This window comes from Bartonella sp. TS25HLJMH (assembly GCF_042193505.1).
Lineage (GTDB): Bacteria > Pseudomonadota > Alphaproteobacteria > Rhizobiales > Rhizobiaceae > Bartonella > Bartonella grahamii.
Genome location: NZ_JBHILV010000008.1, coordinates 17,614 through 38,971 on the forward strand (window position 1 = coordinate 17,614; position 21,358 = coordinate 38,971).

13 protein-coding genes, 1 tRNA gene and 5 pseudogenes are annotated in these 21,358 nt (G+C 37.6%); 12 read left to right on the forward strand and 7 right to left on the reverse strand.

Going from position 1 to position 21,358, the window contains the following annotated elements; all coding sequences use genetic code 11:
* Nucleotides 1-208 precede the first annotated feature (208 nt).
* A pseudogene (gene groL, locus ACFINF_RS05085) lies at nt 209-1,853 on the reverse strand (chaperonin GroEL).
* A 58-nt stretch (nt 1,854-1,911) separates the two neighbouring features.
* Complete coding sequence (gene groES, locus ACFINF_RS05090; RefSeq protein WP_005774667.1) at nt 1,912-2,208, reverse strand: co-chaperone GroES; 297 nt, start codon at nt 2,206-2,208, stop codon at nt 1,912-1,914.
* A gap of 226 nt (nt 2,209-2,434) precedes the next feature.
* On the opposite strand from groES, the gene fumC (ACFINF_RS05095) reads away from it, so the two are divergent.
* The 3 genes and pseudogenes from fumC (ACFINF_RS05095) (at nt 2,435) to ACFINF_RS05105 (ending at nt 6,146) form a co-directional block, all read left to right on the forward strand.
* Nucleotides 2,435-3,823, forward strand: coding sequence for a class II fumarate hydratase (fumC, locus tag ACFINF_RS05095; RefSeq protein ID WP_375619938.1), 1,389 nt, complete (start codon nt 2,435-2,437; stop codon nt 3,821-3,823).
* 587 nt (nt 3,824-4,410) lie between these two features.
* A pseudogene (gene fumC, locus ACFINF_RS05100) lies at nt 4,411-4,630 on the forward strand (class II fumarate hydratase); the annotation flags it as partial.
* Between the two features lie 625 nt (nt 4,631-5,255).
* On the forward strand, nt 5,256-6,146 hold the full coding sequence (locus ACFINF_RS05105; RefSeq protein WP_375619939.1) for an outer membrane protein: 891 nt from the start codon (nt 5,256-5,258) through the stop codon (nt 6,144-6,146).
* Between the two features lie 1,365 nt (nt 6,147-7,511).
* Here the strand turns inward: ACFINF_RS05105 and ACFINF_RS05110 are convergent.
* Nucleotides 7,512-7,596 (reverse strand) — tRNA-Leu (locus ACFINF_RS05110).
* A 221-nt stretch (nt 7,597-7,817) separates the two neighbouring features.
* Here ACFINF_RS05110 and ACFINF_RS05115 point away from each other — a divergent pair.
* From ACFINF_RS05115 to dut (ACFINF_RS05145), 7 genes and pseudogenes are all read left to right on the forward strand, one after another.
* Complete coding sequence (locus tag ACFINF_RS05115) at nt 7,818-8,423, forward strand: YqaA family protein (protein WP_375619940.1); 606 nt, start codon at nt 7,818-7,820, stop codon at nt 8,421-8,423.
* Nucleotides 8,424-8,435: 12 nt separating this feature from the next.
* The gene (locus tag ACFINF_RS05120) at nt 8,436-9,008 is read left to right on the forward strand and encodes a disulfide bond formation protein B (protein ID WP_375619941.1); all 573 of its coding nucleotides are present in this window, start codon (nt 8,436-8,438) and stop codon (nt 9,006-9,008) included.
* Between the two features lie 297 nt (nt 9,009-9,305).
* Nucleotides 9,306-9,826 (forward strand): annotated as a pseudogene (locus ACFINF_RS05125) (type II toxin-antitoxin system PemK/MazF family toxin).
* A gap of 1,208 nt (nt 9,827-11,034) precedes the next feature.
* Nucleotides 11,035-11,403, forward strand: a complete 369-nt coding sequence (locus tag ACFINF_RS05130) for a hypothetical protein (RefSeq protein ID WP_375619942.1) — start codon at nt 11,035-11,037, stop codon at nt 11,401-11,403.
* Nucleotides 11,404-12,302: 899 nt separating this feature from the next.
* Nucleotides 12,303-13,112, forward strand: a complete 810-nt coding sequence (locus ACFINF_RS05135; RefSeq protein ID WP_375619943.1) for a VIT1/CCC1 transporter family protein — start codon at nt 12,303-12,305, stop codon at nt 13,110-13,112.
* A 228-nt stretch (nt 13,113-13,340) separates the two neighbouring features.
* Nucleotides 13,341-13,873, forward strand: a pseudogene (dut, locus tag ACFINF_RS05140) (dUTP diphosphatase).
* Between the two features lie 104 nt (nt 13,874-13,977).
* Nucleotides 13,978-14,517: pseudogene (gene dut, locus ACFINF_RS05145) on the forward strand (dUTP diphosphatase).
* Nucleotides 14,518-15,341: 824 nt separating this feature from the next.
* Here dut (ACFINF_RS05145) and ACFINF_RS05150 read toward each other — a convergent pair.
* Complete coding sequence (locus ACFINF_RS05150; RefSeq protein ID WP_375619944.1) at nt 15,342-15,923, reverse strand: biopolymer transporter ExbD; 582 nt, start codon at nt 15,921-15,923, stop codon at nt 15,342-15,344.
* Complete coding sequence (locus tag ACFINF_RS05155) at nt 15,920-16,804, reverse strand: MotA/TolQ/ExbB proton channel family protein (RefSeq protein ID WP_375619945.1); 885 nt, start codon at nt 16,802-16,804, stop codon at nt 15,920-15,922. The genes ACFINF_RS05150 and ACFINF_RS05155 overlap by 4 nt, the downstream gene beginning before the upstream one ends.
* Before the next feature lie 1,008 nt (nt 16,805-17,812).
* Here ACFINF_RS05155 and ACFINF_RS05160 point away from each other — a divergent pair.
* Both ACFINF_RS05160 and ACFINF_RS05165 read left to right on the forward strand, forming a co-directional pair.
* The gene (locus tag ACFINF_RS05160) at nt 17,813-18,139 is read left to right on the forward strand and encodes a YqjD family protein (protein WP_375619946.1); all 327 of its coding nucleotides are present in this window, start codon (nt 17,813-17,815) and stop codon (nt 18,137-18,139) included.
* Nucleotides 18,140-18,142: 3 nt separating this feature from the next.
* The gene (locus tag ACFINF_RS05165) at nt 18,143-18,586 is read left to right on the forward strand and encodes a hypothetical protein (RefSeq protein WP_375619947.1); all 444 of its coding nucleotides are present in this window, start codon (nt 18,143-18,145) and stop codon (nt 18,584-18,586) included.
* 320 nt (nt 18,587-18,906) lie between these two features.
* Here the strand turns inward: ACFINF_RS05165 and ACFINF_RS05170 are convergent, their stop codons facing one another.
* Complete coding sequence (locus tag ACFINF_RS05170) at nt 18,907-19,704, reverse strand: helix-turn-helix domain-containing protein (RefSeq protein ID WP_375619948.1); 798 nt, start codon at nt 19,702-19,704, stop codon at nt 18,907-18,909.
* 773 nt (nt 19,705-20,477) lie between these two features.
* Nucleotides 20,478-21,206, reverse strand: a complete 729-nt coding sequence (locus tag ACFINF_RS05175) for a nuclease (RefSeq protein WP_375619949.1) — start codon at nt 21,204-21,206, stop codon at nt 20,478-20,480.
* Nucleotides 21,207-21,358: the final 152 nt, after the last annotated feature.

Here is a 21,358-nt window from a genome sequence, read left to right on the forward strand (position 1 = left end):
TGGAACTTCAGCAACCATTGCTTCTGTTGTAATCAGCAAGCTAGCAATTGAAGCCGCATTCTGGAGAGCAGAACGCAAAAACTTTCACTGGATCAACAATTCTTGAAAGCAATCAAATCACCAAATTCACCGGTTGCGAAACGTGAAAAAGCATTAAAAAAACGGGCACAGAAAGCCCGTTTCTTTATTACTTCTATGGAATAAGAGCTTAGAAATCCATTCCACCCATTCCACCCATTCCACCACCTAAGCATTGGAGGCATTGGTGTATCTTTCTTTGGAACTTCAGCAACCATTGCTTCTGTTGTAATCAGCAAGCTAGCAATTGAAGCCGCATTCTGGAGAGCAGAACGCACAACTTTCACTGGATCAACAATTCCCAAAGCAATCAAATCACCAAATTCACCGGTTGCGGTATTGTAACCATAAGTGTCAGCATTATTTTCCAGCACTTTGCCCACAATAATAGCGGCTTCTTCACCAGCATTGGTTGCGATTTGACGTGCTGGCGCCTGGAGAGCACGGCGAACGATATGAATACCAGCTTCTTGGTCAGGATTACTTCCCTTAACAGTCAACGCATTTGCTGCACGCAACAATGCGGTACCACCACCAGCAACAATACCTTCTTCAACAGCAGCACGTGTTGCATTCAAAGCATCATCAACACGGTCTTTCTTTTCTTTCACTTCAACTTCTGTTGCACCACCCACGCGGATAACAGCTACACCACCAGCGAGTTTAGCAAGTCTTTCTTGCAATTTCTCACGGTCATAGTCAGAAGTTGTTTCTTCGATCTGAGCCTTGATTTGATTGACGCGAGCAGTAATTTCAGACTTTTGTCCAGCACCATCAATAATGGTGGTATTTTCTTTAGAAATATTCACTTTCTTCGCACGACCAAGCATATCCAAAGTGACATTTTCAAGTTTAATGCCCACATCTTCAGAAATAACCTGCCCGGATGTCAAGATTGCGATATCCTCTAACATTGCTTTACGGCGATCACCAAATCCAGGTGCTTTTACAGCAGCAATTTTCAAACCACCACGCAACTTGTTGACCACGAGCGTTGCCAAAGCTTCACCTTCCACATCTTCAGCGATAATGAGAAGTGGTTTTCCAGATTGCACAACAGCTTCAAGCACAGGAAGAAGAGATTGCAAATTAGACAATTTCTTTTCGTGAATGAGAATGTAAGGATCATCAAGATCAGCGACCATTTTCTCAGCATTTGTGACAAAATAAGGGGAAAGATATCCACGGTCAAATTGCATTCCCTCAACGACTTCTAATTCCGTTTCAGCGGTTTTAGCCTCTTCCACGGTAATGACGCCTTCATTGCCCACTTTTTCCATAGCATCAGCGATCATTTTACCGATTTCAGCAGCGCCATTAGCAGAAATGGTTCCTACTTGTGCAATTTCTGCTGATGTTTGGATTTTTTTTGCTTTTTTGAAGAGGTTTGCCACCACTTCATCCACAGCAGCATCAATCCCGCGTTTAAGATCCATCGGGTTCATGCCCGCAGCAACAGCTTTAACACCTTCTTGCACAATAGCTTGTCCTAAAACAGTTGCTGTTGTTGTTCCATCACCAGCGATATCATTGGTTTTAGAAGCAACTTCGCGCAACATTTGTGCACCCATATTTTCGAACTTATCTTCAAGTTCAATTTCCTTTGCAACGGATACACCATCTTTTGTGATGCGAGGCGCACCGAATGATTTATCAATCACCACATTACGACCTTTAGGGCCGAGTGTCACCTTAACAGCATTAGCAAGGATGTCGACACCGCGCAACAGACGCTCACGCGCTTCACGGCCAAATTTGACTTCTTTAGCAGCCATTTAATTTCTCCTTGGAGTTTTTTCAAAATAGTACACAATGAAAAATTAAGCGCTTTAATTAGCCCATAATTCCCATAATGTCAGATTCTTTCATGATGAGGAGGTCTTCCCCATTGATCTTGACTTCAGTTCCAGACCATTTTCCAAACAGGATACGGTCTCCTGTTTTGACTTCTAAAGGCACACGCTTTCCGTTATCATCGAGAGCGCCATTGCCAACAGCAATCACTTCGCCTTCTTGAGGTTTTTCTTTTGCTGTATCAGGAATGATAATCCCACCAGCCGTTTTATTTTCAGATTCAACCCGACGGACAACGACACGGTCGTGAAGTGGGCGGAATTGTATATTAGCCATGTTTTAAATCCTTAAAACTGAACATAATTGCATTAATCTTAAAAGTTCTTGCTAGCACTCTCAAGCTATGAGTGCTAGTATGAGTTAGATATAAAATCGGCATCTCTTAATGTCAAGAATAGCCATAAAATAATTTTTCTAAATGAAGCTTCAAAGTCTTGCCTCTTATTGCACTTTCGCGTTATTTAGCTTTTTTAAGAACCCGTGAACAAAAAAGGATCTTATCATGGTTGAAACACGTCAGGAAACGGATAGCTTTGGAACGATTTCGGTACGTCAAGATCGTTATTGGGGCGCACAAACTGAACGTTCTCTGCATAATTTTAATATTGGTAGTGAAAAGCAGCCTCTTGCCATCATCTATGCCTTAGTCCTTATCAAAAAAGCTGCAGCTGTTGTAAATATGGATAAAGGAAAACTACCAGAAAATATTGGAAAAGCAATTATTGCCGCCGCCGATGAAGTGCTTGCCGGCGACTTTGATACGCATTTCCCGCTCTCCGTCTGGCAAACAGGTTCTGGCACACAAAGCAATATGAATGTCAATGAAGTCATTGCTAATCGTGCTAGTAAGATTTTGGGAGGAAAACTTGGAAGCAAAAAACCAGTTCATCCCAATGACCATGTCAATATGAGTCAATCATCGAACGATTCCTTTCCCACAGCGCTTCACATTGCCACCACGTTGCAAACACGCCAACACTTACTGCCAATCCTTGAAGCTCTTATTGCTACATTAAAACAAAAAGAGCAAGAATTTGCAGACATCATTAAAATCGGCCGCACCCATACCCAAGATGCAACGCCTTTAACCTTAGGGCAAGAATTTTCAGGCTATCGTGCCGCATTAGAAGCCAGTCTTCAGCGCATTGAAAATGCTCTAGCCGATGTCCACATGCTTGCTCAAGGTGGCACGGCTGTTGGTACAGGACTAAATGCGCCAAAAGGTTTTGACATTGCTTTTGCGCAAACAGTGAGCGCTTTTACAGGAATAACGTTTCAAACTGCCAGCAATAAATTTGAAGCACTTGCCCATCATGGAGCCCTTGCGCATTTCCACGGAAGCTTGAATGCTCTCGCTGCTGATCTGTTTAAAATTGCTAATGACATTCGGTTTTTAGGCTCAGGACCACGTTCAGGTTTAGGGGAACTCAGTCTTCCCGAAAATGAACCCGGATCTTCTATTATGCCCGGAAAAGTCAACCCCACGCAATGTGAAGCCTTAACCATGGTCGCATGCCAAGTTTTTGGCAACCATACCAGTGTAACATTTGCCGCAAGCCAAGGACATTTCGAACTCAACGTTTATAAACCTGTTATTGGTTATAATGTTTTACAATCAATTACACTTCTTGGTGATTGTATGCGTTCTTTTGATATGCATTGCATCCAAGGATTACGAGCCAATCGCGTTCACATTCACTCTCTCATGGAACGCTCTCTTATGTTAGTGACAGCTCTTGCACCAGAAATTGGCTATGAAAAAGCTGCTGAAATTGCCAAAGCAGCGCATAAAAATGATACAACTTTGCGCGCAGAAGCATTAAAAGCTGGCGTTTCTGGAGCTGATTATGACCGGCTGGTTGATCCCAAAAAGATGATTGCTCCCCAATAAACAACCCACTAAAAAAGATGCAAACGTCTTAAAACAAATCTTTCTGTCAAAAAATCGGGGTGTAAGCACCCCGATGATGACCGATAACGATAGCCCACGGCGTTCATTTTAGGATCTGGTCCACATTTCTACTCTTGTCTCAATGAGATAATGTGTTTATTTATAATGATAATCTAGTATTATCCATATTGAATGAGAATCCTGAATACCGTAGAATTTTCCCATTTTAAATCTGTCCTATGTTGGATCAATCAAAATCACTCACTTGCACATCACAAGCGGGATGAATGTGTGGCGATATGAATGTGTGAATAGAAATTGTATAAGATAAGAAAGGACTAAAAACACCTCTAATGAACCGCCTCAAATGCCAAGGACTGTCACAACATTGTGGAAAAGGCTGTCACAACATCCACGAGCTGGCAAGTATAATGATGCTGCCTGCCGGCTTGCTCCTTTATGAAGCGTAAAGATAGGGTAGCTCAATGGCTTTATCGTTATACCATTCACGAGCCACCGTCGTGAAATGGGTTTGGGAGCATTAAGAGATGTCTCTTTTATAAAGCGTGAAGATAGAAGTGCTCAATGGAGAAACAGCTGTTGAAAAACTCAATGCACCGAAAGGTTTTGGCCTTTACTGAAACAATCAGCTCTCTGACGGAGATATCCTTGACAGCTCGCAAGAAATTTGAGGCATTTACCCATCATGGCACCCTCACCCATTTCCACAAAAATCTGGGTGCACGCGCTAATCTCTTTAAAATTGCCAACGACATTCAGTTTTTAGGCTCTCATCCACGTTCCGGCTTTAAGCGAACGAAAAGGAGAATTTATCGTTTTACGTAGTGCATGAGAAACCTCATAAAACATTAAATTCTCGCACTTTGCTCCTTCTTATTCTTCGTATTCCATTCAATCAATCAAAACTATTCGCTTGGATTGTTATAAGCAAAAGTGGCATATAGATAAAAAAAGAAATAAAGTCGCTCATCCTCTCAAGTGCTCAAAAGGCTATCGCAATACAAAGCTACGCAATATCAGAAACGAGCAAAGAATGTGATAGTACCAATATGTATTTTTTTAAATATCAATTGAATATTAAGCACAATGATATCAATCATTATAGACAATACATTTAACACTAAAAAACAAATAGTATTTTTTTATATACACAAAACAGTGTTTTTAAACAAATCAAAATCTTATTTATTATACTATAGTTTTTTCTAAAACACAGAGAACACTGAAAGAGTATATTAAAAATCCTGAAAAGCGCCGGATAATAGCACGAAAAAAGTTTGAAAACGCTTAAATATGGGTAATTATAGATTTTATGCGTATTTTAGTTTTCATAATGATATTAACTATAGATTTCTTTAACCAATTTATGTATAATACGCTTTGTGTCTGAAATAAATTGGGGACGTTTTTTATGAAAACAAAATGTTTAATTACACTATCTATTTTCACTTTCATTACCGCTTCAACAGCGCAAGCAGCAGATACGGTAATCTTTGAGCAATCAAAGCCGAAAGTTTCGTTGCAAAGTGATTCATCATCACATATCTCACCGGTTACTGTTTCTGCGCCTTTTTCTTGGTCTGGTTTTTATGTTGGAGGACAAATTGGATATTTTTCCAGTAAAAATACTCTAAATTACGCACAAGAAGCCAAGGAGGGAAAGTGGGCTTGGGTTGATAGAAATTTATCACCGAAACCATCAGGATTGAGAGCAAGTTTGTATGCAGGTTCTAATATTGATCTGGGAGAAAACCTCGTTTTTGGTTTTGATACAGACATAGTCTGGTCTGGGAGGGAAAGCACCCAAACAGACAATGGAAAGAAAATTCTAGATGAATTAGACTCTATTAACATTGCCTTTAAAGAAGCTGGGATCCCCATCATAAAACCTGCAGCTCAGGATGAAACGATACCCAACTATGGTGACATTGTTGTCAGCAGTGTAACATTGAAAGAAAAATGGTCTGGTGCTGCGCGTGCGCGTATTGGTTTTGCCTCCCATCGTCTTATGCCTTATATTGCAGGGGGTATAGCCTATACACAAATGCAATATATCATGTCACTTTTATCAAAATCGCAAGAAGATTCGACAGTTTTTGCTTCTGGCAATGTGTTAGATAAAACAAAAACAATGTTTGGTTACACTGTTGGTGGTGGTTTTGATCTTGCAATGACAGATCATATCATCATGCGTACAGAATATCGTTATTCAGATTTTTTAAAAGAGAAATTTGCAAACGATGACCTTAAAATCTCTTCTCAAACGCATGATTTTCGCTTTGGTATCGCTTATAAATTCTAAGTTCTGTAAGAAAAGTTGAACTATTAAAAGCCCTGTTAAAAACGGGGTTTTTTAACGCCCCTTTCCCCCTAAAAAGACGTAGATTCTAAAAACCAAGACTAAACTGTAAATAAATAATCATGAAACAATAAAGCCTCTCCCTCTTTTAAAGCAAGCTCCTATCCTCTCTCCCCCTTTCATGTAATACATTTGGAATATAAAAGCTTTACCATCATACCACTGGGCGCCATCGTAAAATACGCCATCGTAAAATAAATGAGAGCAGTTATTAAGAGATATTTCTTTAAAATAACTATGGATATTGTGCATCAATTGCAGTTTTATAGGATGATGTTGACTTGTCCTCCCCACTCTCGAAGAATCAAGATTCTAAAAACCTATTTCTAAAATCATGTCCGTTTGTAAGAACACAACGACTCTTGGGGACTCTTGGGGCGGGCTCCTCCTCTTGGTGCCTCCCCATGAAATGCCCTTAAACCTAAAGCAAAATAAACACTCTTAAGAATATCCAACACACACTGAAAAAAATACTGTAACGTTTCAAAGAAGTTTAAAGACCCTATATGACCACACTTCAAATGACAGTGTTTACAGCTATTGTATACCAGAGTAGAGAGAGGATATTGCGGTTCTCTGTTTGTGTAATTTCTGTAACGGGGAGACAGCTTCATTTGGAGAGAATATGAAATTGTCAAGGTAAAAAACCAATTTCCAACCTTATCATTTCCTTTTACTTCGGTTTTTACGACTTTCAAAAGCCTCTAAAGCTCTATCTTTTAAAAAAAGGAGATTACGCATTGCCTCATGCTGGTGTTTCTCACGGATCTTTTTGGGATCACGCCCCTCATGTCATACGACAGCGCTCCAAACCAAACACACTCAAATCCCAAACACTCTCAAATCCCAAACACTCTCAAATCCAAGACACTTGGGTTACCAATTCACATGCGTGTTTTAAAGAAACATCTCTCAAAATCCTCAAGCCCATTTTGCAACAACGCCCACAAGAATATAAAATCTATAGAGCACCATCTTTACACTTCATAAAAGTGAAAACTGGCACACCGTCCACCATAGACTTTACCCTCAATGATGCCCTTGAAACCGTTCATAAGAGGCATTTTTATTCATTTTTTGTAAAATTTCATTCCACGCGAGCTCATCCAACTTGCAATGTACAAGAGACATGATTTTGGTTAATTTACTATAAATAGACTTAAAATAAACAGACTTAAAATGAGAGAGTCCTACGTTATTCAATGTTTTTCATTCAACATGCAAAACATTGAACGCTGTTTTACCAATCCCACATGTCTTATAAATCGACGTGATGCGCCATAATAGAATAGAGGAAAATATTAGAAATGGTGCGGGTGGTCGGACTCGAACCGACACTCCTCTCGGAACCAGATTTTGAGTCTGGCGCGTCTACCAGTTCCACCACACCCGCACATTGCTACAAAAGACAGGACTTAAAATACAGACTTGTCGATTATTCCTTTGCACTATATGAAGAAGCACAGATTCGTCAACAGCAGACTTCTCATTTTTTAAGAATTCATATCATTTTCTTATCTGTTTTATGAAATATTTTCTTTATTGGATTTCTCTACCGGATTTATAACAATCTCATTTGTAAAGTCTTTACCTCTTAAATTTATAGAAAGATTCATGATATTAAACAAATTAAAGCTTTGGACGATTTCTTTAGCAAATCGGCGTACAGCACCACACTGGCTTGGTTTCATTGCCTTTATTGAAAGTTCTGTTTTTCCAATTCCCATAGATGTTTTATATATTCCGATGCTGCTTATCCATCAAAAGCGGGTTTATCGCTATGCTTTGATTGCGACTACCTGTTCTGTATTAGGAGGCATTGCCGGTTGGTTTATCGGACATTTTGCCTATGATACTCTTGCCAAACCCATTTTAGAAATTTATGGTAAGGTTGAAAGTTTTGAATCTCTGAAAAATAGTGCAACCCTGCAATTTCTAGTCATTTTACTGATAACATCAGGTTTTTTTCATCTTCCCCCCATCAAGATTGTCACAATTTTGGCCGGTGTAATGAGTGTACGTCTTGAACTTTTCATTCTTATTTGTATTTTTTCTAGAGGCGCTCGTTTTTATCTTCTCGCATGGCTGATTAAACATTTTGGGCAAAAAGCAATGAATTTTCTAGTACAGAATTTCAAATGGATTATTCTCATTGGTTGTGTTAGCCTCGTTTTAATTTATGGGATTTTCATAGTTTTTTTAAACAAAAAGCTTTTATAAGGAACAGACTTAATGGCATGCGTTTTGTCTTATCACCCACTTTTATACAAGCACCTTCATCTTGAACCCAGCAGAAAAGAACAAAGTTTATGGGCTTTTTTTCTCGCTTTTTGCTTGTCCGCTACAATAGGTCTTGCCCTTGGTTTTGAATATTTTGGAGGGTATCTTCCTTGCGATTTATGCCTCATAGAGCGTTTTCCCTATTATGGTGCCATACCATTTTTGCTCTTAGCAGGTTTTGGGGCATGGTTTTTTCGCATGTCTGCTTGGATACAACTTTTATTTTTGTGTGTTTTTGTCTTAATGTGTATAAGCCTTGTTTTAGCCATTTATCATGCAGGTGTTGAATATGGCTTTTGGACAGCTCCCCTCAGTTGTGGTTTAAGCGCAGTGAGAAAAACCTCAGACATTAACCAGCTTCTTAACCAATTAAACAACATTCATCCCCCTTCTTGTTCTGAAGCATCCGCACGCTTTCTTTTTCTTTCATTTGCCGGTTGGAATGTCGTTGCTAGCCTATTTTACATGCTTATCAGTTTTTATGTTGCCTCAAAAGGGCTCCTTTCAAGCAATAAAAAACTCTAACCATAAAATAGAAACGAGACCGCGTGCACTCGTTCTCTCCAATCGCGTCCCCCTAACCAACAACCCACCTATCACCAATCATCCCCCAAAACCACCCACCGCCAAACCAACCCACCAACACCAACTAGTCACCAACATCCCTCCTCTAGCGTTGTACGCAAAAGACAAAAATAAGCAGATATATCCATTTTATGGTTTCACCTCTCTGTACTTATGAACAACATTTTGATAAAAACTCGTGATAGAAAAGCCGTAAAATAATTAAGTGAGGGGACCGATAAATATAAATGGTCTGCTATGGCTGAAGATAAGAACACAGCGCCTTCTACCCTATCACCTATTTCCTTAGATATAACCAAACTTGAAGAACCATGTGTTATGATGAAACATGATTATAATGCATGGCGCGAGCATATAAGAGAAAGAGATTTAAATGCTCCTTACAAAAAACCACCTCATATAAAACCACGAATCAAATCGGCACCACGCATCAGGCAAGTTTTTTGGTGCGATTTTCCTCATGATTCGACACTCCCTGAATTTTGGGAAAAAGCGGCCTGTTTTAGTGCTTTCTAAGAATGCAAAATTAGAAATGTGACAGTTTTACCTTTTTAACGAAATCACAACCCAATAATCCCGCTGCGTATCCAATACAATCTCCCATAGAGAATAAAAAAGCATGGATTATCTGCAATTATGTCACAACAGTTTCTGTAAGTCGTTTAAGTTGCTCACGTACTGTTCCAAGATTATCCAGCGAAGATTTTCATAAAGTTGTAGCTCTAATGCTCAAACATTTACCGCATTTACACTATTGATTTTTGAGAAAAAAAATAAGCGTATATGTATCACCATATACGGCATCAGTAATGGTGGCTGCTTCCCCGAAAGGGAAATAGGAACGAAGGAGTGGGCAACCGCTCCTTTCGTCATTGTTGGTATTTTTTTAAAAACTTTTTAGCCATTTTTTACAACCTTCCCTAGAACATATCCAACATTCATTCTCCACCGTTGTTGTTTTGAAATATCTGCGATTTGGGGTAAGCGGAAGACACTATCCGTACTGTTGATCCGGTAAAGTTTCCCATGGAGATTACCGAGATGTTGTACATACTTATCATTTCATTGCACAAAAAATCGTGCTGCCGTTGCTTAAACTTTATATGATTTGCCGCAATGGGAATATCTTTCCAAGATTGAAAAAATTTTTTCATAATTTGGCATAACAAATAATCCCCTGTTCTTCACGCTATTGAAGTGTTCAATCGCTCAATTTACCAAAAGATATTCGACCTCTCACAACTTGTTTATTTACGTCCCTCAATACGGATGAAAAAGCCAGCATATTTGAAAAGAAAAAATAGTAAAGAGCATTTAATGATTCAAGCGCTTTAAGACTAAACAGAATACTCCATTCATCTTTGAACGCATCAATTTTTGTAAAGAGAGCTAACAATGCTTACGTAATCTGAATAATATTAGTTTACTTACCATATGATAACCGATTGGTAACTATAACGCTGAACACAGAACTTATATCACCACACCGCAAAATAGTGTTTTTACGAGATAACATAAAACGATTACTTCACACCGCAATATATCTTAAAAATTGCATCAAAATTTATACAGAACATATGTCATTTACACCACAAAAAACTACATTTTGTTTATTTAAAATATCTCCTTTAATAATATAGAATTGCGTTTACGACTTACCAAAACAGATGATACAATAAATATAATAAAAACAATAATATAATTTAAATTTATTTCTAAATTAACAAAAAAATTATAGTTTATAATTTAAGTTAAAAACCAAAATTGAAAAGTTGACAGAATCAATAAACTATGGAAATTACCCAAATATAATACAAAATGTGTAATTAAACACTTTGTATTAACAGCACATTAAAAACATAATGAAATTATGCATCGCGGGATGCCATGGTGCTTTTTTTGTTTTGTTTAGAAAGTGTAATGAAAAAACTTTTTTGATTAAATATTTTAAATTGGGATCATTATAATGAAAATATTTCAAAAAATCGCGTTATATATTGTTACAATAGCCTTTTTCTTTTCACAGATTCTGGAAGCTAATGCTTACTATTTGAATAGTCATTCTCAAGATTCTAGTTTTTCTTCTACAGTGTCAAAAGAAAATAAATTTTTTAAAGCTATTGATATGGTTATGGATCATATTTCAACACAAAGCACTGAACAAGATGTTAAAGAAGGTGTTATAAAGGTAGGAATGTCGATGGGATTTGCAGCAGCACTTTGGGGTCTTATTGCGTATTTTTCATGGTTATTTTCTAAAAAGCGGCCTCCCTATCGTACACCGGGTCAAAAAGCATTTGATGCTCTTGCGGACAGTGCGTGGATGCTCGTTTAAACAACGTTTCACTTAAATACAGTTTAAACAGTAAGCTTATTTAATACTTAAAAACATAAACTGTAATTCAGATTACAGTTTATGTTTTTTTATATTCAATTAATACTGTTAACTTTTCCCCACTCCACATGATAAATAAAATTTGATCAGCTATATTCACACAAATGCAATGTAATAAATTGAACACTGTTTGATATGATAATATCTCTCTCTCATTTATGTACTTCCACCCTTAAACCTGCCCCTGAAATTACAGTACTAAAGATAATTCGTTACACGCTAACAAATCCACCTAAATGCAAAAGCTGTAACAACTCTAAATGCACGTAAATATCATAAGAATACTGGCTTACACCTCCACAAGCGCGATGAGTGGCGCAACACTGGGAGCTAAGGTGTATGATGATGCTGGCTTGCTCTTTTATGAAGCGTAAAGATTAAGAAGACTCAATGGAATTTATATTATTTCATGGAAATTTTGTCGCTCTACCCTTTTATACTCTTCACGGGCCCCCCTCGCGAAATGGGCTTTTGTCCCTTGAAAAAGGTCTCTTTTAAAGAATTCAAATTCCAAGAACTGTTACAGTATTTTGAACGCATCAAATGAATGACGGTGCCAACTTATTCCTTTCCCCACATTCTCTAGCACAATACATTGAAACACTTCATTGAAACGCCCCTTTAGCAAAATAAAGCACATTGTCTCTTAATTTTTTCACGCAATCATTTCTTTCATGTGACCATTATTCTTGATAAATCTCCTTTGCTTTCTTGATTTCTCAGCACTCTTTTTTCTCAGTGCAACCTTTTTGTAATTTGTCAGTTTTTAACTTTTAGATTGACTTTCGATTTATTTTTCTTATGTTTTAGAATTATTCTAAAGTGCAGAGGAACAGAAAATGTTGAAATTGTTTTTTTCATTTGTACAACGTAAAGCTCTGTTCTTTCGTTCAGCACAAAAAATGATACTTCAAGCGCTCAAAGTAAAAGAGCAACATGCAGCGCTCTATTTAAAATATGCAAAAGCTCTAGAACCTTATTCCTCTAAGGAAGCTGCAATTTTTACCGCCATGAGCATCCACGAGCTTAAAAATTATAAGGAACTTTTGTGCCTTACTTGCCATAATCGTGCAAACACTATCGGTTCATTATGTGACCGAACATCTCTTGTAAAAAGCAAGAGCAGCCATCCTTCCCCAAAAACAACAGCAGCAAATAACACCGTAAAAAAACCTTCGAAAGCGCAAAGACAAACGCTTTTGACTTGGATTCAACCAGGTCTTGCAGGGTTAATGGATGGCTCTGTCTCTACCCTTGCCCCCATTTTTGCGGCAGCTTTTGCCACGGGAGACACGCATCAAACTTTTTTGATAGGGCTCTCAGCTTCAATTGGTGCGGGACTTTCAATGGGTTTCACAGAAGCAGCCCACGATGACGGCAAATTATCAGGGCGCGGTTCACCGTTAAAAAGAGGTCTTGCCAGCGGCATTATGACAACATTAGGAGGATTAGGTCATACTCTTCCCTATTTGATCAATTCTTTTTATGTAGCGACAGTTATTGCTTTTATCATTGTTTTTTTCGAACTAGGCGCAATCGTCTGGATCCAAAACAAATTCATGTCAACGCCCTTTTGGCGCGCCTCTTTACAGGTTATCATTGGTGGTGCTTTGGTTTTTGCCACGGGTATTCTTATCGGTAGTATCTAGAAATCTTATCTGTGAACATAATTTAGATCTCAAATAAGCGCATGTTCCTAGGTATAAGCCATCAATAATGATGCCATTAATGGTGTTAGATGGTGCTTTGGAATATTCTAGATCAGCAAGCTCTGGAGACAATCTGTATCAACAAACCTTTATCGACTTGGTTTTATGGATATCTTTTGTTAAAGTATCATTTCTTTCTAGACCTCATATTTTGGAAATACCTTGATCATGTCGCACACTGAAACCAACGCTCCTCTAAACAACCACCCTGTCTCTTCTCAATCTTCACATCCCGTGACTTTATTTGTTCAGCGTCTTGCACACGGACAAGGTTTAGAACTTCCTCATTACGCAACGGCTGGTTCTGCGGGTCTTGATCTACGTGCAGCAATTGGAGAAGAAGAAATGCTTGTTCTTGCCCCTGGGCAGCGAGCACTTATTCCAACAGGTCTCATTTTTCATTTATCACGTGGGTTTGAAGCACAAATACGTCCACGCTCTGGTTTAGCCTTAAAACACGGCATCACATGCCTCAACACTCCAGGAACAATTGAGTGTGATTATCCGGAAGTGAAGTCAAAGTCCTTCTTATCAATTTAGGACAAGAAGATTTTTCCATCCAACGGGGAATGCGCATTGCCCAAACAGTCATCGCCCCCGTATCCCAAGTCAATGTTTGCGCCATTGAATCAGAGCAAAATACTCAAAACCATGTCGAAAGCCGTGGAACAGGAGGTTTTGGTTCAACGGGGCATACTTAAGAAGCTCTGAAAAAATCGCTCTTCTCAAAATATAATACTCGCTTATTCTAACGACTCTTTCACGGAAACTCCTTCGAGCTTTTCAAAGTGCAGGAGGGGTGCGCATTTGTTTTCAAAGTTTTTTACTAAACACACCTCTAAACAACCACCCTGTCTCTTCTCAATCTTCACATCCCGTGACTTTATTTGTTCAGCGTCTTGCACTTGGGACAAGGTTTAGAACTTCCTCATTACGCAACGGCTGGTTCTGCGGGTCTTGATCTACGTGCAGCAATTGGAGAAGAAGAAATGCTTGTTCTTGCCCCTGGGCAGCGAGCACTTATTCCAACAGGTCTCATTTTTCATTTATCACGTGGGTTTGAAGCACAAATACGTCCACGCTCTGGTTTAGCCTTAAAACACGGCATCACATGCCTCAACACTCCAGGAACAATTGAGTGTGATTATCCGGAAGTGAAGTCAAAGTCCTTCTTATCAATTTAGGACAAGAAGATTTTTCCATCCAACGGGGAATGCGCATTGCCCAAACAGTCATCGCCCCCGTATCCCAAGTCAATGTTTGCGCCATTGAATCAGAGCAAAATACTCAAAACCATGTCGAAAGCCGTGGAACAGGAGGTTTTGGTTCAACGGGGCATACTTAAGAAGCTCTGAAAAAATCGCTCTTCTCAAAATATAATACTCGCTTATTCTAACGACTCTTTCACGGAAACTCCTTCGAGCTTTTCAAAGTGCAGGAGGGGTGCGCATTTGCTTTCAAAGTTTTTTACTAAACACACCTCTAAACAATCATCTCTCAATTACGTTTCTTGCGCTATACAAAACTTCGTTATCACCGTACACCCCTCCCCCATAACAAAAACATTGGCATTAACCATTGGGAGCGCACACACCGCTTGTAATGTCTACAATCTATACATCATTTTGATTTATAATAATTAATTTTCTTGCAACTTAAATGAGAAAACTCAATACTGTAAGATTCTTTCATTGCAAATCTATTTATATTACATCAATCAAAAGCATTTCTCTCACATTCCAAACGTAGCTAGCATGTAGATAAAAACTGAAAAAATACCTATAATGAATACTTGTACTAAGTACTGTCATAACATTGGGGGAAAGTATAAATACTATAAGGGTGCTCGCTTGCTCCTTTATTAAGCATAATAATAATGAGGTTCAATAGATTTTTTATTATTTTACGGAAGCTTTACCGTTATACTATTTATGAACACCGTCGCAAAAAGGGCTTTAAGATGTATTAAGACACATAACAACCGCCCCTGCTGTTTTTCTTAATCGCACCTCTTGAGGCAAGATGAGTAGAGCTTAATCCTAAAAACCGATTCAATATATGAACCCCATGCGTATTTGGTTTAATAAATCGATGACAGTACCATAATCAATTTCACTCTACGACTTTGAGTAATATAGCTTTGCTTCCTGCAACAAAGGCTGTTTTTTATCACTGGTCAGAAGCAACTCCTGAAATATTAGCGTTTACCGCAGTGCCGGTTTTTATGACATCCACATGCCCCACAATGTTACCACCCACTCCATCGACAGTAGCATCCGCTACCCCTGTGGTTTTATTATTGATCACACCTCTTGAGGTAAGATTGGTAGAGCTTTGCAATCCTACAAGACCGATTTTATTATATCCAGCCATGCGTATTTGATTTAATAAATCGATGACAGTACCATAATCAATTTCACTATCAGCTTTGATTAAAATTTTTGTCTCTAAATTTTGCGTAGTTTCTCTCAACAAAGCTTCTCTCAAAGCTACCTGTTCTACAAGATGATCACCAATGTAAAGAGAACGATCTTTTTGCAAAGTAACATAAAGAGGTTCATCAGACTGAACCACTGAAGGTCCTTGAGTTATAGAAGGAAGCTGAACGGGAATGACAGATGTTGCCAAAGGTGCAGCAACCATAAAAACAATAAGCAACACCAATACAACATCAATAAAAGGGGTCACATTGATTTCGCTTTGCAACCCACTCTCGTCTGTATCCCAATCATTATTAAGGCTTGCTTTCATTTTTTATGACTTTTCTGTTGTCTTTGTTTATCAAGTTCACGGCTCAAGAGCCTTTCAAGAGCCGCAGCGATATCGCCTAAATCATTGCGATAACCATTCAAAGCACGCATAAGGCTATTATACATAACAACGGCGGGAATAGCTACAAAAAGCCCAATAGCCGTTGCGAATAAAGCTTCAGCAATCCCGGGAGCAACCACATCAAGTCGCGTTGTTTGAGACTGAGCAATCCCAATAAAAGAATTCATAATGCCCCAAACAGTTGCAAAAAGACCAACAAAGGGAGCAATTGCACCAATGGTTGCAAGAACAGCGCTTCCACATGCAACACGGCGTGTAGCAGCCAACAAGCAGCGTGACAAAAGCGAATGAACCCTTTCTTTTAAACCTTCATGAACATCGCGAGCCTTAGCATCGCGAACATCACGGGAAACATCTTCATATTGATTACTCTTCTCATAAAAGAGAATGTCTTCAAGCGTTTGTGCACTTTCCCTTGCACTGGTTCTTTCCTCAGAGCTTTTATTTATTCCTTCAGGAGCAGAAAAATGAACCTGTTGTGTAGAAAGATACACCTCTTTAAGGACTTCTTTGAGAAAAAACACACCAGCCCCTTTGCTTTCTTTCAAGCTAGCTGCCAAACGTGTAAGAGTCTGAGCATTAAGAACCAATTGAAGTTCATGACGCACTCTTCGTTTTGCCAAAGTGATCTCAATAATTTTCACAAAAGCAATTGTCCAAGATATAAGAGAAGCAAGTAATAAAATAATGATAACGGCTTTCACCACCCAATCAGCAGCCATAAACATAGAAAAAGGAGAAAAATCATGCGCTGTCAATACAGCAGACATATTATCTAAAGGTACTGTTTCAGATTCCATTTCTATCTCACATTCTTGTGGTCTTATCTTTTTTATGAGCTGGATCGTCATCCCGCATAGCATCACTGTTCCACAATGCTACTACCCTTTTAACGTCATTTTCGCATTCCTCTTAAGAAAGCAAACTTGATAAATCAAGTATAGTTTTATTCCACAAGCTCTCTCTTATTCTAAAGAAATCACTCAAGAAATTTTTCTCTAACAATTCAACAAGTTGATCTTAAACAATCAATTTATTGCATAAATTTGGCAAAATGATAGACTCGCAAGAAGTATTGCATATAATATTTTAATTTATAAGAATAATTTATCATCGTTTCTGTTGAATGAATCCCTCATATCGCAAAGCTTCTCTCATTTCAGCGGCTCTTTTAAACCCAACAAAATATTTACTTGCATAGGATAAACAGCAAAAATATCATAAAACTCTTGAAGAAAAGGATATGCACATCTCTAACAACCAGTGCACTGAAGTACCTCCTATCCCAAAATAAAATTATACCTTACATTTAAAAAAAATAATTATCGCAATATCTTAAACTTATCAAAAATATAAAGTATAATGGGAGTGCTCGTTTATCCGCCAAATATATAGAGAGTAAAGAACAGCAATATTATTTTCTTTTTCTTCTGCAAAAGCATAAAAATGACATTACTTCTGCCGCAAAGCACAACAACTATGTTTTTATCTGTCACAAACCTAAAAAACAAGCCTCAACACGCTTTCAAAAAACTATTATAAAAAACTGCGCCACAAGAAACTGAAGAATGGTGTTAAATTCCTGAAAAAGCATAAAACAATTTTCAACGGATGCGATCCTTTACGGGTATTGCCTATCGTATAGGAAAGATTTGTTTTATCAAAAACAATCTTAAATTCGACAAAATAAAAGGAACCAAAAAAAACTTTTGGCGTTACTCAAGCAGTGAAAATTTTCACTCCAATGCAAATGATCACTATGAACACACCAATACAAATATAATGAATCAAGAGAGGGAAAAAATATCATGGCCCAGAACAAAACAACACAACATAATAAAACAGTCGTAGAAAAAGACCTACAAGGACAATTAGAAAAGTTACGCACTGAAATTTCAGGGATTACCTCAACCCTGACAGATCTTGGTGCAAACAAATTTAACGCCGCCAAAGACAAAGCGGAAAAACTATATCACTCCGCGAAAGAAAGTGGTGAAGACATGATATCTCAAGCAAAAGACAAAATCAGTGATCTTGAACAAACCATAAATCAATGCGTTCGTAAAAATCCTGGCAAAAGTGTTTTGTTTGCCGCAGGGGTTGGTTTTATTCTTTCTCAACTACTGCGTCGTTAAGCAATGCATAAGTTTATCACTCCTCTTTTAAACCATCTTGTCGGTGGAGGGCTTAAAAGCACTGTCAAGCAAGTACGCCTTCAAGCAATTTGCTGTGGATTTATTGGCATTTCATTCTTCATGTCTTTGCTTTTTTTATGTATCACCGTTTTTATTGCGTTATGTTCTGTTATGAATCCTCTTGCCGCCGCTAGTATCATGTTTTTAATTTGTCTTTCTCTTGCAGGATTAGGTCTTATTATCAGTCGTGTTCTCAAGGCTTACCAACGCTATGACCAACAAAAAAAGACAGAAGAACAACGCCAAAAACTAATGACAGATGCGACCGTTTCCAGCCTTGCAGCTCTCAGTCAACATTTCCCTTTTGCCAAATTGAGAGTTCCCATTCTCGGACTTGTAACTTATTTTCTGTGGAAAAAAGATAAAAAGGACCGCTTTTCAGAGTAGAATATGTAAAGCTGTCGCTCTAATCCCCCCGATGTGCTTTCTTTTATAGCAAAAGAAAGCACATTTTTTCTCATAGTCTCTTTAGCTTCTTCAAGTGCCTGAAAAGAAATCTCCTTTATTTTCGCTAAAAATTCCATGGATCCGATTAAATCTCTTTCAGATTGCAATCCATGTTTCATGAACATAGCAACATGAGGCAAAGCTTGCGTTAAAAATTCTAGTTTGATTGGAAGAAATGCAGTGTATTTTGAAGAAAATGATGATTGGGTTTTGCTTTTCTCTATTTTTTCATAAGCCTTTTTTCATGACCGAAGGTCATGTTAGTATTTTGAGTTGTGTTCAGATTTTTCTGAATACTCATTTTTGTTACAATTACAATCATAGTTAGGGATTGTATTATGTAATTGCATAACATTTTTGTTATTTGTGCATAACATTTTTGTAAAAAATAAACGATCTAAGAGCCGATTAAAAAGCTTAATAGCTTTTTCCAATTTAAAGGTAGACGCTTTAAAAGGGGACCCAAGAACAGATTTAATTTTATTCATACGATTTAAAAACATTGAAGCAATAGATGTAAATTTTATCTCTTCGATACGAAGCTGCAATCGACGACAAACACCACAAAAGGTCCTAACAACCATATCATGATGTTTCTTTTCTTCTTTAATCGTTAAAATAGAGTGCTTAAGTTCATGGTAACGCGCGATTAAAATGCTAAGGTCAATACCACAAGCAATTGGTACATAATTAGCAGAATTAAAACTATAGCGTTTAAAGTTACCAGAATCCCGCATCACAATAAGACCTTTATCAAAAAGGCGTGAAAGTAATCTACTTACATGAACAGACGTACAACCAATTTCCAGACCAATTTGATGGTTGCTTTTAAAAACTATTGGAAGTTTACCTTTTTCAAAATGCGCAACGGGTACAGTATTCAAAAGTTTAGCTAATAAATGGGCTTCTGTTCCTTTGATAAGACCAATTATAGGTAATTCTTGTACAAGAAAAATAAGTTGGCTTCTACTAATGTGTCCAATATCAGTATTATCAGCAATTTTTATATATTCCCAGTGCTTTGAAGTTAATTTTCTACCAGATGTTTTCTTAACCATAATTTTTAAAACCTCTCTATTGGAGGCAAAAAAATGTTAAAAATACCCTTTTTCCACAAAATTTCTCTTGCAGAACGCATCACGATAAATTAAATTGAGAATTACTTGATATTTTAATTTACCGTACAGGTATTTAGAAACCCTTCTTTTGACGCAGTTGGGTTTTTATTTTTTTGCCATTATACTTCCCTCTATTTGAAACGACTCATAGCTCGAAAAAAGCGTGTCAAGATCAAAGCGATGCAAAAATATTCAACACGATAAAACGAGGGTTTGCAATCTTCTTTCTAGTTTTTTCGATTAACACCTATGATACCTATAAACTGCTATTTATACCCCTTATAAGTTTTCTCTTTAATCATGATTTTAAAGCTGCATGAAAAGGACAAGACAAGCCTTTTGGCTATTGGTCAAGGGCACGTGCGCCTCATGATGTACTTTTACAAAGTTCCCTTGCCTCTCCCCCAAAGGCTTGATAGTCCTCTGATAAACGCAGATCTGATGTCATGATTGGGGTGCGATTATTAATAGTTTGAGAGGCAGAAAGCCTTTCATTTAAAAAGCAAAACGAAATAACATATCGCCAAGGGAACGCGCTCTTACATAGCGCTGTAGTGAACAACTTATATGAGTAAGCAAGTTTTAAACACAACAATTTTTACTGAAGAGAGTTGTCCACCAAATCCTGTGTGGATTATGATTAACTTTTTTCTGATAAAGTTCGTAGTGGAATATTGTCTTGATTTTTAAATAGTGCTTGAGAGAACGCTTTATCAATAATGGTCAATGGGATTATAACTGCCATTGTCTCTTCGCCAATCTTCTGGTTGTTGAAATTTGCTCGACCATAAGCCATTTTGTGCTTTTTGAGCAGCAGATTGTAGAGTTTTATAGTCTGCTGGAGATGGGAAATTATGCTGATCTTTTGTCAACACCATCAACCCTTCTGCAAGCCCCAAACGTGCCAGATCAACCCCATCCACAAAACATTGTGCATAATGAACCTGTTGAATGACACGTGCTTGCCGACAAGTAACCTTTTTATCGATTGTTTTTGAAACAAGCCAAGCAGTAACAAAAGCACCGCATGGCCACTTAACGCCGTTGCGTGAGGCAAATTGCCTCATTTCACAGCTTTCCACACCATATAATCGAATATCACGAATGATCTTTTTTCTCCATCCATCATCCACAAGCGTAATCATTTTAAAGGTCACACCACTTGTTACCTGTATAGCACCTGAATAGACCGGCACATTTTCTTCATAAAATTGTGATGCGAATGGTTTTGGATACAACACAACATTTTGTTGGTTTGCATAATCTATCAATTGTGACTTCGGATTTTGAACAGGGTTTTCTATTGTCTTTTCTGGCACTTTAAAAAAATAATTTTGCATAATTTTTTCAGTATGTTGACTGAAATAAAAGTATCCCAAAATAATAATATAAATTAAGACAATATATTTAGACGCTGTTCTAAGATATTTTAAAAGTATCATTTTGAATATTAGTATATTTTTGTTTATTAATTAAAAAAAGATTAAATATTGTTAATTTATCGATAGAAAAATTTATTTTTTTCATTTATATGATTCCTGATTAATATTTTGAATATTAATTTTATGATCAACTTAAACATAAAGCGGGGGAA

Coding starts and splice junctions, on each gene's coding strand:
- ACFINF_RS05170 (WP_375619948.1), bottom strand. CDS start 19,704: ATGGTTAAGAAAACATCTGGTAGAAAATTAACTTCAAAGCACTGGGAA.
- fumC (WP_375619938.1), top strand. CDS start 2,435: ATGGTTGAAACACGTCAGGAAACGGATAGCTTTGGAACGATTTCGGTA.
- ACFINF_RS05175 (WP_375619949.1), bottom strand. CDS start 21,206: ATGATACTTTTAAAATATCTTAGAACAGCGTCTAAATATATTGTCTTA.
- ACFINF_RS05105 (WP_375619939.1), top strand. CDS start 5,256: ATGAAAACAAAATGTTTAATTACACTATCTATTTTCACTTTCATTACC.
- ACFINF_RS05135 (WP_375619943.1), top strand. CDS start 12,303: ATGTTGAAATTGTTTTTTTCATTTGTACAACGTAAAGCTCTGTTCTTT.
- ACFINF_RS05165 (WP_375619947.1), top strand. CDS start 18,143: ATGCATAAGTTTATCACTCCTCTTTTAAACCATCTTGTCGGTGGAGGG.
- ACFINF_RS05155 (WP_375619945.1), bottom strand. CDS start 16,804: ATGGAATCTGAAACAGTACCTTTAGATAATATGTCTGCTGTATTGACA.
- ACFINF_RS05120 (WP_375619941.1), top strand. CDS start 8,436: ATGGCATGCGTTTTGTCTTATCACCCACTTTTATACAAGCACCTTCAT.
- ACFINF_RS05130 (WP_375619942.1), top strand. CDS start 11,035: ATGAAAATATTTCAAAAAATCGCGTTATATATTGTTACAATAGCCTTT.
- groES (WP_005774667.1), bottom strand. CDS start 2,208: ATGGCTAATATACAATTCCGCCCACTTCACGACCGTGTCGTTGTCCGT.
- ACFINF_RS05115 (WP_375619940.1), top strand. CDS start 7,818: ATGATATTAAACAAATTAAAGCTTTGGACGATTTCTTTAGCAAATCGG.
- ACFINF_RS05160 (WP_375619946.1), top strand. CDS start 17,813: ATGGCCCAGAACAAAACAACACAACATAATAAAACAGTCGTAGAAAAA.
- ACFINF_RS05150 (WP_375619944.1), bottom strand. CDS start 15,923: ATGAAAGCAAGCCTTAATAATGATTGGGATACAGACGAGAGTGGGTTG.